Annotated in this window: 12 protein-coding genes; 1 reads left to right on the forward strand and 11 read right to left on the reverse strand. The window is 34.7% G+C overall.

Features of this window, described 5'->3' with window-relative positions; all coding sequences use genetic code 11:
* Nucleotides 1–191: 191 nt before the first annotated feature.
* Nucleotides 192–1,154 (forward strand): hypothetical protein, encoded by a 963-nt coding sequence (locus tag RSA29_RS15725; RefSeq protein ID WP_346944044.1) that lies wholly within the window; start codon nt 192–194, stop codon nt 1,152–1,154.
* Between the two features lie 130 nt (nt 1,155–1,284).
* On the opposite strand, the gene RSA29_RS15730 is transcribed toward RSA29_RS15725, so the two are convergent.
* From RSA29_RS15730 to RSA29_RS15780, 11 genes are all read right to left on the reverse strand, one after another.
* Nucleotides 1,285–2,955, reverse strand: coding sequence for an AAA family ATPase (locus RSA29_RS15730; protein WP_346944043.1), 1,671 nt, complete (start codon nt 2,953–2,955; stop codon nt 1,285–1,287).
* Between the two features lie 288 nt (nt 2,956–3,243).
* A complete protein-coding gene (locus RSA29_RS15735) occupies nt 3,244–3,840 on the reverse strand; it encodes a GNAT family N-acetyltransferase (protein WP_346944601.1) in 597 nt (198 codons plus the stop codon).
* An 88-nt stretch (nt 3,841–3,928) separates the two neighbouring features.
* Nucleotides 3,929–4,732, reverse strand: a complete 804-nt coding sequence (gene zupT, locus RSA29_RS15740; protein ID WP_346944042.1) for a zinc transporter ZupT — start codon at nt 4,730–4,732, stop codon at nt 3,929–3,931.
* A gap of 451 nt (nt 4,733–5,183) precedes the next feature.
* On the reverse strand, nt 5,184–6,764 hold the full coding sequence (locus RSA29_RS15745) for an aldehyde ferredoxin oxidoreductase N-terminal domain-containing protein (RefSeq protein WP_346944041.1): 1,581 nt from the start codon (nt 6,762–6,764) through the stop codon (nt 5,184–5,186).
* 1 nt (nt 6,765) lies between these two features.
* Complete coding sequence (locus RSA29_RS15750) at nt 6,766–7,548, reverse strand: ABC transporter ATP-binding protein (RefSeq protein ID WP_346944040.1); 783 nt, start codon at nt 7,546–7,548, stop codon at nt 6,766–6,768.
* Between the two features lies 1 nt (nt 7,549).
* Nucleotides 7,550–8,536, reverse strand: a complete 987-nt coding sequence (locus RSA29_RS15755) for an iron ABC transporter permease (RefSeq protein WP_346944039.1) — start codon at nt 8,534–8,536, stop codon at nt 7,550–7,552.
* A 7-nt stretch (nt 8,537–8,543) separates the two neighbouring features.
* Entirely contained in the window at nt 8,544–9,587 is a 1,044-nt protein-coding gene (locus RSA29_RS15760; RefSeq protein ID WP_346944038.1) for an ABC transporter substrate-binding protein, read from the reverse strand.
* A 297-nt stretch (nt 9,588–9,884) separates the two neighbouring features.
* Nucleotides 9,885–10,766, reverse strand: a complete 882-nt coding sequence (gene pepI, locus RSA29_RS15765) for a proline iminopeptidase (RefSeq protein WP_346944602.1) — start codon at nt 10,764–10,766, stop codon at nt 9,885–9,887.
* 164 nt (nt 10,767–10,930) lie between these two features.
* Nucleotides 10,931–11,194 carry a DUF2809 domain-containing protein gene (locus tag RSA29_RS15770; protein WP_346944036.1) on the reverse strand — a complete coding sequence of 88 codons (264 nt, stop codon included), beginning with the start codon at nt 11,192–11,194 and terminating at the stop codon, nt 10,931–10,933.
* Between the two features lie 935 nt (nt 11,195–12,129).
* Complete coding sequence (locus RSA29_RS15775) at nt 12,130–13,476, reverse strand: ATP-binding protein (RefSeq protein ID WP_346944035.1); 1,347 nt, start codon at nt 13,474–13,476, stop codon at nt 12,130–12,132.
* Nucleotides 13,452–14,126 (reverse strand): response regulator transcription factor, encoded by a 675-nt coding sequence (locus tag RSA29_RS15780; protein WP_346944034.1) that lies wholly within the window; start codon nt 14,124–14,126, stop codon nt 13,452–13,454. Before RSA29_RS15780 ends, RSA29_RS15775 begins: the two co-directional genes overlap by 25 nt.
* Nucleotides 14,127–14,133 lie beyond the last annotated feature (7 nt).

A 14,133-nucleotide genomic window follows, 5' to 3' on the forward strand; every position in this document is an offset into this window, starting at 1 on the left:
ACATCTCCATTCTGGACTTAATTTCTTTATAAAATTTAAGTACTATAACCATTATCCTATAAATTATTATACATTATTAACCTTACAAGTAAACATTTATAACCAATCTTTACATATCTTTGTAAAGATTTTTCTGTTATAATTACCCTATTGCTAACAATTTAAGTAAATGTTAATTAAAGGAGATACTTATGAATTATAGAAATTTTTGTGAATTTGAAGAATATTATTTAACACCTTTCCTTGAAAAAAAATATGATGAAGCTTTAAATATACTCCATCATGCAAATGAACTTTTACCAAAAGATGAATACGAAGAAAATCTATTTAAACTTATGATTTATGAAGCTATGATATATAATCAGACTGATAATAGTGAGGGCTGCCTTACGGTTATAAAAAAATCACTTGAAAAAGGTTATTCACTTCCCCTACACTGGTCAAACTTTAATTTCTTAAGGGAACACCCTGAATATGAGGGTCTTAGTAATTTGAACATAAAACGACTTCAGCAAGCCAAAGAAAATTCTAAGTTCAAATATGAAGTTCACCTTCCAAAATCTTATGATCCAACAAAAAAACATCCATTATTCTTTTGTCTACATGGTGATGGATTTGGTTGCAACATAAAAAATGCTAGCTGCTGTTGGAAGCCTGATGCACTTTTGGAAAAAGGATACATAGTTGTATATCCGCAATCATCTCAAATCTATTTCCACAACAGCTTTGGCTGGCTTCGTGATCCACTCCTATCAAGAAAAGAACTTAAAGATTGCTATGAACAATTATTATTAGACTATTCCATTGATGAAACTTGTGTATTAATTGGAGGTTTCTCTGGTGGTGCAACTACCTCTATTGATATTGCTTTTCATAACACAATTCCAATAAAAGGAGTTATTGCATTATGCCCTGGTGATTATTTAGATAGCATAGAACTTAAAGACACAAGGAAATTAGCAGAAAGAAAAACAAAAATAGTTATCCTTGAAGGAGATCAGTACACTGACCCAGTTGTTCAGCATCTTTTAAAGATATTTAAGGAAAGTGGACTTGCCTATAAATACTATATTAATACAGGAATTGGCCATAAGTATCCTAAAGATTTAGCTGAAAAAACTTTGAAAGCTGTGGAGTTCATAGTTGATAACTAATTGTGGCATGTTAATATCTCACAGAGTTAATTATATTTTTATATTCAAAAAGGACTTCTAGCTTTTATAGCTTGAAGTCCTTAAAATGTACTATTTCTTAAAAAGGAGATTTACTTTTGATTTATTGTAATTAAGCTTGTTTTATGAATACTTCTTTACCTTTAAATACAAGAGCTATCTTTATTATATTTTCAACACCTCGAGTTTTTAATTCAGTGTCATACAACTTATTATTTATTTGCTTTATAGCATTTTCCATACCTTTTTCTAAAGTCATTTTTGAATTTATTTTTATACTTTTAAATTCCATTATTATACCAGGCTTTTCAGTGTACACCTTTGGTATTAAACTTACATCATATCTTCCAAGTCCTGATTCTCTATTTGAAATAATTTCATGAGTTTTATCCAACGAAACCAGCATTCCTAGAATGAAAGCATGATATACTCTTTCTGGATTTTCTCCTGAGATATCGAAATAGCTAAAGCTTTTTAATACATAATCAGAAAAATATTCTTCAAAAAGTTCAACTTCTCCTATCACTAAGGCTTTCAGCATATTTGTAAAATCATTTGATATAAACCCTTCACAAAACCATTTTTCAATTACCCTTTTATACATAGTTTTGATTTCTATATTGGGGACAGCAAGTTTATATTTAAATATATCATTTTCTTTTCTTTTTTCTATAGGGTTTAAATATCCTGAAAGAAGTAAAAAACTCCACAAGTTATTTTTATCCATAGATAATTCACTCATAACAACATCTTCATTTATTTCTGATTCTACATATCCACCATTATAAAGATTTTCAAGACCCACCTTTATTTCTTCAGTTCCTTCTGCTAAAAGACTTTTTATAATCTTATCATCAGCTGTATTAACCCAATAAGGTTTAAACTCCCTTACTCTTTCTGATAAATAATAAAGTACAGACCATGGATTATAAATTGTTTCACTCCCAAATTTATAACCATTGTACCAACTCTTAAATTCATTTACTTCATCTATGCAATTAAAGTCTTCTAAAACTGAACTTATTTCTTCTTCTGTAAATCCAAAAAACTTTGAATATTCTTCACTTAGTAAGGTATAGACTTTAAGGTTATTCATACCAGAGAATATTGACTCCTTCGCAACTCTAAGAATTCCTGTAAGCATTGCTTTTTCTATATTTACATTATCCTTTAAGGCAGCTGATAAAAAGTTTCTCATAAATCCTATTATTTCATTATAATAATTCTCAAAGTGACCAGCATGAATTGGAGTATCATACTCATCTATAAGTATGATAACTTTTTCTTTAGTAACCTTGTTAATATACTCGGTAAGCTTTAATAAAGATATTTCTAATTCTCCCACACTACTTTTTCTATATAAAATATTATTAAAATATTCCTTTTCAATATCATCAATCGATTCCAATAAATATTTAAATGAACCATAAAGGCTAGAAACTTTATGGCTGAACACATCTATAAACTTTTTAAAACTATTATGTTTATCATCTTTGAAAGTTAAATATATAAGGGAAAAGGAACCTTGTTTCTTCATTATTTCTGTTTCTTTTTCTATATTTAAGCCTTTAAAAAGATAAGATGTATCCTCAGTAGACTTTTCTAAAAAACATCTTAAAATTGACATATTTAAAGTCTTTCCAAAACGCCTTGGTCTTGGAACTAGAACTATTTCACCAGTATCTTCTAAAAATTCTTTAACTATTAATGTCTTATCAATAAAATAGCTATTTGTATCTATTATTTTTTTAAAGTCACTTATTCCTAAATTTATTTTTTTCAAAATTACTCACCTCTCTTACTAAATCCATAGAATCTACCATACCCTGCTATTCTTATATTATAGCCAATTTCACTAGATTTAACAATCTAGTATAGTAGCCAAACTCTTTATATTTAAATTCTTATATTTAGTAGCTAGTGCTTGCCCCTGGCAATTACTAGATCTCCAAAATCATTATTCCATATATTCAAAAAGGACTTCTAGCTTTTATAGCTTGAAGTCCTTAAAATTTACCACTTCTTAAAAAGAAGATTATTTAACCTAGTATATGATGCTTTAACTTGTAGCTTAAATATTTTTACAATATATCATTTGGGTGTAGCAACCTGGAAAAACTGCCTCATATTCTTTCTGTAAATCCCTATCTGGTTCCGCCAATTCGAAGCACACCTGACTAACTTTGCCGTCGTAGATATTTGTAAATTCAACCTTATGTCTATTATTTAATGAAAGTAGTTGATCTATGCTATGGATTTGAGATTGTATTAACAATGAACCTATATACCCAAGTTTGGTATAAAATCTTTCGGCAGATTCAACCGCGCCAAGATTGATAGACTTAACCCCATAATGTATCGCCCGTTCCTCTAGCAGAACGATCATCTCTTTTGCTATTCCAATACTCCTATAATCTTCGTGGATGGCTACCGGCCCCATGGTAATGCTGCAGTTATCATTAATCCTACCAAAAACAATACCTATTACTTCACTGCCTAAACTTGCATACAGCATCAGATCCCCGTGCTTTTTCATCCGTTCTTCCCATTTTTCAAGGGAATATTCTGGATTGTCCACAACAGGCATACCTATAAAAATCATTTTAAAGAAATCAAAGGTCTTTTCAAGTTCTTCTTTAGATGAAACATTTTTGATTAGATAATTCATGTTAATAGTCCCCTTTTATAACTCTTCTAAGTTGCTTACCTCTGTAAGAGGCTGCTATTTCTCAGTGAAAATATTTGATGCTCGCTAATCACTGTAGTAATAATAAACTTAATGCCATAACCATCATACCAGATATTAATCCGTAGATAGATAAATGATGCTCCCCATATTCTCTTGCAGCTGGAAGCAATTCATCTAAAGATATAAATACCATAATTCCAGCAACAGATGCAAATATAATACCAAATGTTAAATCATTAAAAAAGTTTCTTAGCAGTAAAAACCCTACTATTGCACCTATTGGTTCAGATATACCCGATGCTAAAGAATATAAAAATGCTTTTTTCTTGCTTCCTGTTGAATGATACATAGGTACTGCAACTGCTATACCCTCAGGTATATTATGCAATGCGATTGCTATAGCTATTGGAATTGCCACACTAGAATCTTGCATAGCTGATATAAAGGTCGCTAATCCTTCTGGAAAGTTATGAATACCTATAGCTAAAGCCGTAAGTATTCCCGTTCTTTTAAGTGTTTTATTCTCCAATTCTTTTTGACATTCTAAATCATCAAGAGCGCAAATTTCATGAGGATTATCTTGTGATGGAATAGCTTTGTCTATTAATGCAATTAATAGCATTCCTGCAAAAAAGGCTAAAACCGTAATCCAATGCCCTTTAGTTTCACCTAATGCTGCTATTAATGAAACTTTAGCCTTTTGAAATATTTCAATAAAAGAAACATATATCATAACGCCTGCTGAAAAACCTAAACTAATAGACAAAAAATTTTTATTATCTTTCTTCGAAAAGATGGCTATTAAGCCCCCTATTCCAGTTGAAAGTCCTGCTAGTAATGTAATTAATAGTGCAAAATATATATTATTCATAATATCCCCTTTTCATTTATATCTAAATCAATTGATATTTTTATCCTGTTTACTATTATACCACTTTAGTTATTTTCTTACTATTGATTATAGCCTTACACTTAAACTTTAACCTAAAGTAACAGAAAAACTTCCTTAATAATTACTTCAACTTCAGAGTGTGATCTTAAGATAACATGAACTAACTAGGAATTTTAAAAACTTATTCTTCAATAAAAGAAAATCCCTATGCTCTGCATAAGACTTGTACATAGTAATTTACTGAACCTCGAAGGTTCTACCTCATAGGTCTTCCCCATATGAACTGTTATTAATATTGCAATGAATGTTACCACTTATAAATTTTTCCAACAGATTCTATTAAACACTACCCTTAAATTTTTGTAACTTCATATTTATAACAAAAAGGAAGCCTTGTTTGGCTTCCCTTTTAATTCTATTTCACCCTGTATTAATTGGCAAAATACCTATACAAGACTTTAGTGAATGGAGGAATATTTTTGTTTATATTTCCCTCACCATTGATTCTTGCATAATTCAATTCTTCCTCCATACATCCTCTAGCATATTTAATTAAGTCTATGGTTGTAACTTCAATGCCAGTTTTATAGGTAAATAACTGTGCCATTAGTTCTAATGACTCCTTACTATTCACCGTTGCAAAGGATGAAAATATGCAGAAGCCTAGATTTTCTAGTACAAATATTTGAGCATAGAGTAAATCCATATGGGAAATATCCTCTAATTCATCACTAAATTTATGTAATGACACCTGAAAATTCCCTTCATCTTCTATGGCCTTTCTATCAAGATGCTGATATAGTCTTTCATTATCAGGATATAGACTTAGAATTCCATGGGTTCGTGATGCTACTAATCTCCCTATGACTGTACCCTTTTCTATTTCATTTAAAAGTTCTAATATTTCCCTCTTCCCACTGCCAATACCAGTAGCTTCAAAATACATCTTTGAAGCTGTTACAAATTCAGTCCCAACTATTCCTAACTCATAGGACTTCTCTCTGATTACTTTTGTATATTCATAGTCATCTATGCCATAACAGCTCTTCAATGCTTCATGGATTTCACTTTCATCTGGAGCTGCATAAACTGCTCCATCACTTACTGAATGTCTGTTTAGACAACCTATAACACACATTGGTCCGCAACAAAAATTCACCCTTTTACTTGTTTTCTTTTTACTTCTATCAACTTCACTTGCTGCCTTTTTATGTTCCTTATCTTCCTTCAGCTTAAGAAGAGTTTTCTCCTTATCCTTTAGAATGTCTATTAATGTTACAGAACCATAGGCTGGCAAAGCTCCTCCACAGATATCATTATCAATAATTAGCTTTGCAAGTTTTTTCCCTGTAGCTAGGAACAGCTCCTCTTCATCACATGGTCTATTGAAGTATCCCTTTCCCGTTACCACTACAGCTCTAAGACCTTTACTGCCAAATACATCCCCAAATCCGCTTCTTGGGCAATTGTACTCTGGCTCCCCCTGTGGATATGTACATATAAAGCTACTTAAGGACATAAGCATGTCCGCTGTTTTTCCTACTGCTATGATTCCGGCATCTTGTCCAAATTTTTCTTTTAGCTTTCTCACGATTGTTGATGTACTTTGATTTTCAAGCTGTGGCATAGTTATTATTTCCACACCCCTATCACTTAAATGTACCACTGCATTCTTGTGTTCTGCAGCTCCCTTTATAACTAATCCAGCCAGGGAAAGGGAAGCCATCTTTTGTGGGAAATTACCTGTTACATTACTTAACTGCATTCCCCCATTTTTATCAGCCTTGGTGGCTACCATAAGTCTGCAGGTACTTGCAACCTTACATCCTGTAAACAATCCCGGAACAAAGGCTATGGCATTCTCCTTAGAATACCTACCTGCCTCTACAGGCACTGTGCTCTCTAGTAAATTCCTTGTAAGGCCTCTTCCATAATGTTTATATGTATTAATATCATATTCCAATGAAGTCACTTCTTTTGTAGATAAGTCAGCTATTAATATTTTTTCCATGTTATACCTCTTTCACCATGTAGTACTGCTTTTTATAGTCAATTATCTCTATATCCTTATATATAGTTGATAATTTCTTCTTTATCTCATCCTTTGATGCTGTCTTAGGCTCAATGCTCTCCACAATAGCTCCATCCTTTAAAAGTAAAATTTCATCACAATAAGTTAGTGCATAGTTTGGATCATGGATGGTAATTAACCCACAAGAATTGTTTTCCTTCAAAACCTGACCTATTTTATTCAAAATCAGGTGATGATTAGGAAAGTCTAAAGCACTATCTGGCTCATCAAAAAACATGATGGGAGTATTTTGTACAATAGCCCTTGCTAGTATTACTAGTTGCTGTTGCCCTCCACTTAACTTTTGATAGTCCACATGAATTTTTTCTTCTAGGCTTAAAGACTTTAATACCTGTGCAGCCTGCTCTTTTTGCTTTTTAGAAGGTGATTGCATTAGCTTTAGATATGGATTAAAACCCATAGAAACCACATCTATAGTGGAGATATTATATGTAAAATTACTCCTTTGAGGCACATAGCTTATATAGCAAGCCTTCTTCTTCTCACTTAAATTAGCTATTTCTTCACCACAGGCCCTGCAGGAATCCACCTCACATGGAATTAGTCCACAAATTGCCTTAAGCATGGTGGTTTTTCCTGTGCCGTTTAGCCCCAAAAATCCTGTAAGTGTGCCACTTTTTAACTTTAAATTAATGTTCTTAATAATCTCTGTGTTGCCGTAGCAAACTCTTAAATTTTCTACTTCAAATAATACTTTTTTCATATCATCTTCCTTGTTTGTAAAGTAAATATACTAAAAATGGCACACCTATTATAGATGTGACTATACTAATGGGAATTTCACTGCTTCCCAGACTTCTCGCTATCAGGTCAGAAAACATAATAATAATTCCTCCCACAATACCGCTTAAAATACATGTACTAAAATCACTTTTCTTCATCAGCATTCTAGCAATATGTGGTGAAACCAAACCCACGAAGCTAATAACTCCTGTGACAGATACGGTGGAGGCAACTAATAAAGTTGAATTTATTAAAACCAAAGCCCTTGTAAATCCAACCCGTACTCCTAGCATTTTTGCTTCGTCATCCTCTAGGGATAATAAATTTATCTGCCACCTAAGAATTACAATCCCGATAAACCCTAATAAGAAAATAGGCAATACCCATTTAACCTTAGTTAAGGTAATATTTGAAAAACTTCCCATTGTCCAATAATCAATAGATGCCAATTGTCTCTCGGGGTCTGCAAAATACTTCATAGCCATTATTATGGAATCGGCAATAGCCTTTATGGCAATTCCTGATAACACATAGGTGGCAGCGGAACGTTGCTTTATGAGCCCCGCTAACCCCATAACTGCCATCACCGCAATTATCCCCCCTGTGAATGAACTAAATATAGATGTTAGCATTCCTCCTTGAAACCATACAATGGCAATAGCTGCACCAGCCGTAGCCCCTGAGGAAACTCCAATTAAATCTGGTGCAGCTAAAGGATTTTTAAAGATTGTCTGATATATAGAACCAGCCATACTTAGTCCTATTCCAGCTAAAAGTGCCATTATAACTCGCGGTAATCTCAAGTTATAAAACACATTTTTAGCCATAGACCCAACTTCTTTACCTGTCATTATATTGATTATCTCTTCTATTGAAATAGAATATCTTCCCACCGTCAATGACAGAAAGAATGTAGCTAATAAAATTAAAATTGATACTATATAAATTATTCTTGTTCTTCTCTTCATATTTTTCCTACTTAGTAATTAATTCTTTGTTTATGTCTACATCAAAGAATTCCTTATAAAATTCAGCGGCTTCTTTCTTAAATGTATCAAAGGAATACTTGTCCTCATTTATTATGCTACAAAGCCACATTGTACCTAAGACCCCTGATGGTACTGGTGAATCCCATGCCTCAAAGGTTTTTGGCATTTCATAAACTTTCTTTTCAACTACTGCCTTTAACTCTACTAATTCTGGGTTGTTAAGTACATCATCCTTAGTGAATTGAGCTTCTGGTATTATAACTATCATATCTGGATTATAAGCTAATAACTGCTCATAAGATATTTTACTCCAGTTTGTTTCCTCAATATTTGAAACCACATTGATTCCACCGGCTTTTTCTATAACACTATTTTGATACATAGCCTTAGATGCAACTGTTAGGATATCGCTTGTTCCAGCAATATAAACTGTTGGATTTTTAGCTAAATCCTTTGTAACACCTTTTAATTCAGAATATTTATCTTCATAGTATGCTAATAAATCATTTCCTCTTTTGGTTGTCCCTGTAGCAGTAGCAAGCATCTCCACTGTTTCTTTTAGCAACTTTTCATTTTCTGGATTTACTACTATAACTGTAATTCCAAGATCTGCTAAAGTTTTCGCCTGGTCTGTTAACTTTTTAGGAAGTATTACTAAATCAGGTTCAAGCTCTATACATCCCTCTAAATTAAACTCTTTAGCTGTTCCCACATTAGGTAAATCTAATAACTGTGGAGCTGCTAGCTTATAAATAGGTCTATTTTCAGCCTTTGCCTCTATCCCCACTAAACTATCCTCTAAACCTAACCCAATTAACATTGAAGTAGAAATATAATATCCACTTACAATCTTCTCATACTTCCCTGTTACTTTTACTTCTCTCCCTGCATGATCTGTAATTGTCACCTCTGTTGGTGCTTCGGCATCAGCCTTGCTCCCTTCATCCTTAGCTCCATTGCTACAACCTACTAATATAGTAGCCATTATAACCATTGCTAAAACCATAGAAAGAATTTTATTGAATTTCATCCATAATACCTCCTTTTCGCACTTTTTATGTCTTTTTTCTAAATCATTATATCATTCACTTTAACAACTGTTAAATTTAAAATACCAATAGATATGCCTTCACTTATCATATTTTCAAATTATTCTACATATTTCAACAATTTCTTTCGTTCTTTTCCATTTATTATCTTATTAAAGACTCTATTTACTAAAGCTGATTTTTCTATGTTGAAAAATAATTACAAAAACTCTTCTACTATTAACAGCCACCTGTAAACTTCACAGGTGGCTGTTAATATTTTAAATACTAAGAGGATTCTAGTCATTTTCCTCTAGCCATTTATTTAAAACTTCTATATATTTTTCATTTTCTTCAACAAATGGCATATGTCTTGAGTACTGGAATAACTCCCATTTACTATTAGGGATTCTATCATACATGGTCTTTGCTATAAATGGTGAGCTCAAATCTATGGCTCCGCTAGTTATTAAGCAAGATTCTTTTATTTCATGGAGTCTATCTGTAAATTCATAGCCTGCTAGGGTGCCTGTTGGAGAAAATTCATTATGTCCCCATCCCACTATATAGGCTTCTGTGCCAGACTTTTTAGGTCTTCTTAAACATTCCGGAGAATCCTCTGTAACTTTTCCTGCACAATACATTTTCATGAATTTATCCAAGGCCACTCCATAGGCTTCACTAGAATAATCCCCTGTATTCACTGCATTCAGTAGTGCTTCCTGGTCCTTCTTATCCATATATGATATCCTTCTTTTTTGCTCTACTTCCCAAAGCTTTGCAGAAGAAAGGGTTGAGGAAAGGATATAAGATTTAATTCCCTTTGGCTTATGGTCAATGGCATACCAAATAGCCTGCATTCCACCCCATGATTGACCTAGGAGATGAATTTCTTTAAGGTCTAAATACTTTCTTAGCTCTACAAGCTCCTTTATCCAAGTATCAGCGTTAAATAACTCGGGATGCCCCTCCACAAAGGATTTTCCACATCCAATTTGATCATACATTATTACTTGTCTGCCACTTTCAGCAACTTTATCTAACATTTCAAAATAATTATGGGTAGACCCAGGTCCCCCATGAAGAAGCACCAATGGCTTCTTTCCTATGCTTCCTTCACCCACTATGCGATAATAGGTTTTAAACCCTTCAAAAGGCATGTATCCTTCAGTAATTTTCACATTGACCATCCTCACTTTCTTAGAAAAAATAATTCCAATCTAAAATATTATTAAAGCTTTATATATTATTAGAATAGCACAAAAGTAAAAAATTATAAAATACTCCTTCATTCTTCCTATGGTGAAAATTAAAGTCTATTCTTTATTTTAATATAAATGACAGGCTACAAAATTACCTTTCTAAATTTCCTTAATATAACTTCAAAAATGATTCCAATTGCAATTCCCACTGTATAACAGATTAAATCACTAAACAAAAACCCATGACCTAAAATCAAACCTCCTATGGTTGTATCCCTAAGAACATTTATCCATTGTCCTTGGTACAACTGAGATAGTTCTATTCCATAAGAAAATATTAATGCGCCTATTGCCACATATTTAATCTTACTTTTAGATAATGAAAACCCAAAACCTATATAAACCATTAAAGCCCATAAGGTGTCCCCTGAATATTTGCTAATTACTAATGCATGTATGAAGCATACTTTCTTGATAAAAGTCCAAATATAATAACTAATATAATTAACCCTAGATATAAAACTCTATTCCTCTTCATTTACCCCTCTCTTTACTTACGCCAAATTATATACATCCATAAGAAAACTCCTCCCAAGCACTCCTTTTCACTTCTACCACAATATAATAATATTTTATTTTGTCTACTATTACTTTATAAATTTTATAATAGGGTGGCATCTGAAAATAAATATTAAGTCAAATATCCCAGTAGACTGATTTGTTTATTTTTGAAGATGCCTTATGTTTTATTTCATTGTTGGAGTTTTTTTTGAGCTTCTAATTTTAAAGATAACCAAAATAATTCCACTAGAATTCCAATTAAAAACAGCACCAAAATTAGCAGTTTTCCTAGAGGCCTCAAACCCTGTTGGCTCTAAGGCTTGAATACCCTAAGAACATAAAAACATAAAAACATTATGATTCTAATAATTTATGATAATTGTATCTCAGCATGGAACCATAGATTATATAAATGTATCTCAGCATAATTATAAGACAGAATATGTTATTACTCTTCCGTTAGCTAAATAAATTTTTTAACCTTACCTAATAAATTCAAAAATCTAAAGCATCCCCAGAAACTTAATCTGGTGACGCTTTAGATTCTATATCTTATATTCTCCATGACTACATCAATGTGCATTTGGACTATTTGGGGTATATAGGCAAAGTAAGATCCATTGCATCAGCTTAACGATACAACGGTTTAACTTTGCAATAAGTTAGATTTTCTAAAGAACATAGCGGAATTTAGCTGTGACTCTCTGACTTCATGAGGGTTTTATTGATATCCTATGTCCTAGCATAAGAATTTTTCAGTTGCTTCACACATTCTAATCAATCATATCGGAGAGGTTTTGCCAAGATTAACTGTAACCAACCCACCAGAGTCGCAGTTGCACAGTTCCAATTGTCCTGCGTGGGTTTTTGTTACTTCTGATGCAAACCAAAGGCCAAGACCATTGTGTCCATCGGCACCACGTGCTGGATCGCCGCGCCATAGTCGCTCTGTTCCATGGTGCAACGCCGCCTTGCTAAAGCCTGAACCTTCATCACGCACAGTCACTTGCCAACCGCCCTCTATCATGGTTCCTTCCAAATATACATTTCTTCCTGCCGGTGTATGCTCAATGGCATTCTGCACCACATTACTGAGGGCTCGAAGTAAATGATCTTTCTGAATGTACACAGTCCCCCTCAAGCTATTTTGTGTTTGCATGTAAACTCCCTTGGCTTCTGCAATGAGCATTGTGCTATGGCAAAGCTCATCAAATAATATGTTCAGGCTCGTGCTTTCAAATGCCTCCTCTATACTTGTGGAGGCTTCCAGCAGGCTAGCGACATACTGCTTGGCTCGGTCATTGCTTGCCACAATTGTTTCTACCATTTTTCGGATGTCCCCAGGCAATTCTTCTTCCAGCAAAAGCTCGGCATTGCCTCCCACCAGGGTTAGCGGATTTTTCAAATCATGTGCGAGGGCTGCGATTTCCTCCTCTCGTTTTTGCTGTGCTGTCCACTGAGAAGACAAAGCACTGTACAATGCCTCCCGCATATGCTCCATGGCATCAAGCGCCTGATCGTATTCACGAATTCCAGCATGGGGAATGTCAAAGTCCAGCTCTTGCGAACCTACTTTTTCGCTTACCCAGCTAAACAGCTTCAGTTTATCGGCAAGGTATCGACGGAGCCATAGGGTATTCAGAAGCAGGCAAAGCACCAATGCCACAGCCAGTGTGACTAGTCCCAGATATTCAGCAGGTGGTAGCAGCTTAAGCAAGGTAGGGTTTGTAAACTCTGCCCTGTAATACCAGCGCAGAATTATGGTGCTTCCGTCCACATAGGTATGCTGCAAAATATCGATGTCACCGGTGTTTTCCCGAAAAAAAGCGTATAGGGTTTTCAGCTTCTTTCCTTTCACATTGCTTTCCAACACCTGACCATTTGGGTCGAACAAAGCGTACTCTGGCAGAAAATCGTCACCGGGAGGAAGAAAAGCTTTTGGCTCACCAGCAAGCATTTGCTCTACTTGTTGGTTTGAGAGAGAGCCGTGATAAGTGACTCCAGTGTGTTGAAATCGCACCATGACGATATACCACGCCAAGAAGCATAATAGCATACAGCCAAGCATTACGATAGCAAATCGCAAAAGAGCAAATGAAAGACTTATAGAACGCTGTCTTTTCGCCATTTGTAGCCCACCCCCCAAACAGTTTCTATGGGACTGAGTCCACCCAATTTCAGCTTGGCACGGATATTTTTGATGTGCTCCGCAATGGCCGACGAATCACCCTCAGCATCAAAGCCGAAAACCGCTTCATATAATTGTTCTTTTGTAAACACCTGCCCCACGTGCAATGCCAAATACTCACAGATAGCATACTCTCCCTTAGTAAAAGGCAGTGTGTGCTTGTCCAATATGGCTACCTTTGCCAGCATATCAAAACGCACGCCACCCCGGTTCAAAGTGCGGGTTGGCTGGCGCGTCTCCCTCCGCAAATGGGCATTTACCCGTGCGCGCAGTTCTGCAATACTGAATGGCTTTTTTATGTAATCATCAGCACCCAGACCAAAGCCCTGTACAACAGCCGCATCCTCCGCCTTTGCGGTTAAAAATAGGATAGGACAATCCACCTCGGCACGAATACGGCTGCAAAGGGAAAAGCCATCCTCACCGGGCATCATCACATCCAGCAGCAGAAGATCATACAATCTACATAGGTCAGGCTGCACATGAGCTGCATCCGCTTCGGTGTATACCCGGTGGCCGTCCTTTTCCAAAGCGGCACGCACCAAGGCAAGCATATCAAGGTCATCATCCACTACAAATATATTGGGCATACACTAA

The organism is Clostridium sp., assembly GCF_036660475.1.
Taxonomy (GTDB): domain Bacteria; phylum Bacillota; class Clostridia; order Clostridiales; family Clostridiaceae; genus Clostridium_J.

Bases quoted from the DNA above. Each gene is read 5' to 3' on its own strand.
- RSA29_RS15725 (WP_346944044.1), top strand. From the start codon at position 192: ATGAATTATAGAAATTTTTGTGAATTTGAAGAATATTATTTAACACCT.
- RSA29_RS15735 (WP_346944601.1), bottom strand. From the start codon at position 3,840: ATGAATTATCTAATCAAAAATGTTTCATCTAAAGAAGAACTTGAAAAG.
- zupT (WP_346944042.1), bottom strand. From the start codon at position 4,732: ATGAATAATATATATTTTGCACTATTAATTACATTACTAGCAGGACTT.
- RSA29_RS15745 (WP_346944041.1), bottom strand. From the start codon at position 6,764: ATGGAAAAAATATTAATAGCTGACTTATCTACAAAAGAAGTGACTTCA.
- RSA29_RS15750 (WP_346944040.1), bottom strand. From the start codon at position 7,548: ATGAAAAAAGTATTATTTGAAGTAGAAAATTTAAGAGTTTGCTACGGC.
- RSA29_RS15755 (WP_346944039.1), bottom strand. From the start codon at position 8,536: ATGAAGAGAAGAACAAGAATAATTTATATAGTATCAATTTTAATTTTA.
- RSA29_RS15760 (WP_346944038.1), bottom strand. From the start codon at position 9,587: ATGAAATTCAATAAAATTCTTTCTATGGTTTTAGCAATGGTTATAATG.
- RSA29_RS15770 (WP_346944036.1), bottom strand. From the start codon at position 11,194: ATGGTTTATATAGGTTTTGGGTTTTCATTATCTAAAAGTAAGATTAAA.
- RSA29_RS15775 (WP_346944035.1), bottom strand. From the start codon at position 13,476: ATGGCGAAAAGACAGCGTTCTATAAGTCTTTCATTTGCTCTTTTGCGA.
- RSA29_RS15780 (WP_346944034.1), bottom strand. From the start codon at position 14,126: ATGCCCAATATATTTGTAGTGGATGATGACCTTGATATGCTTGCCTTG.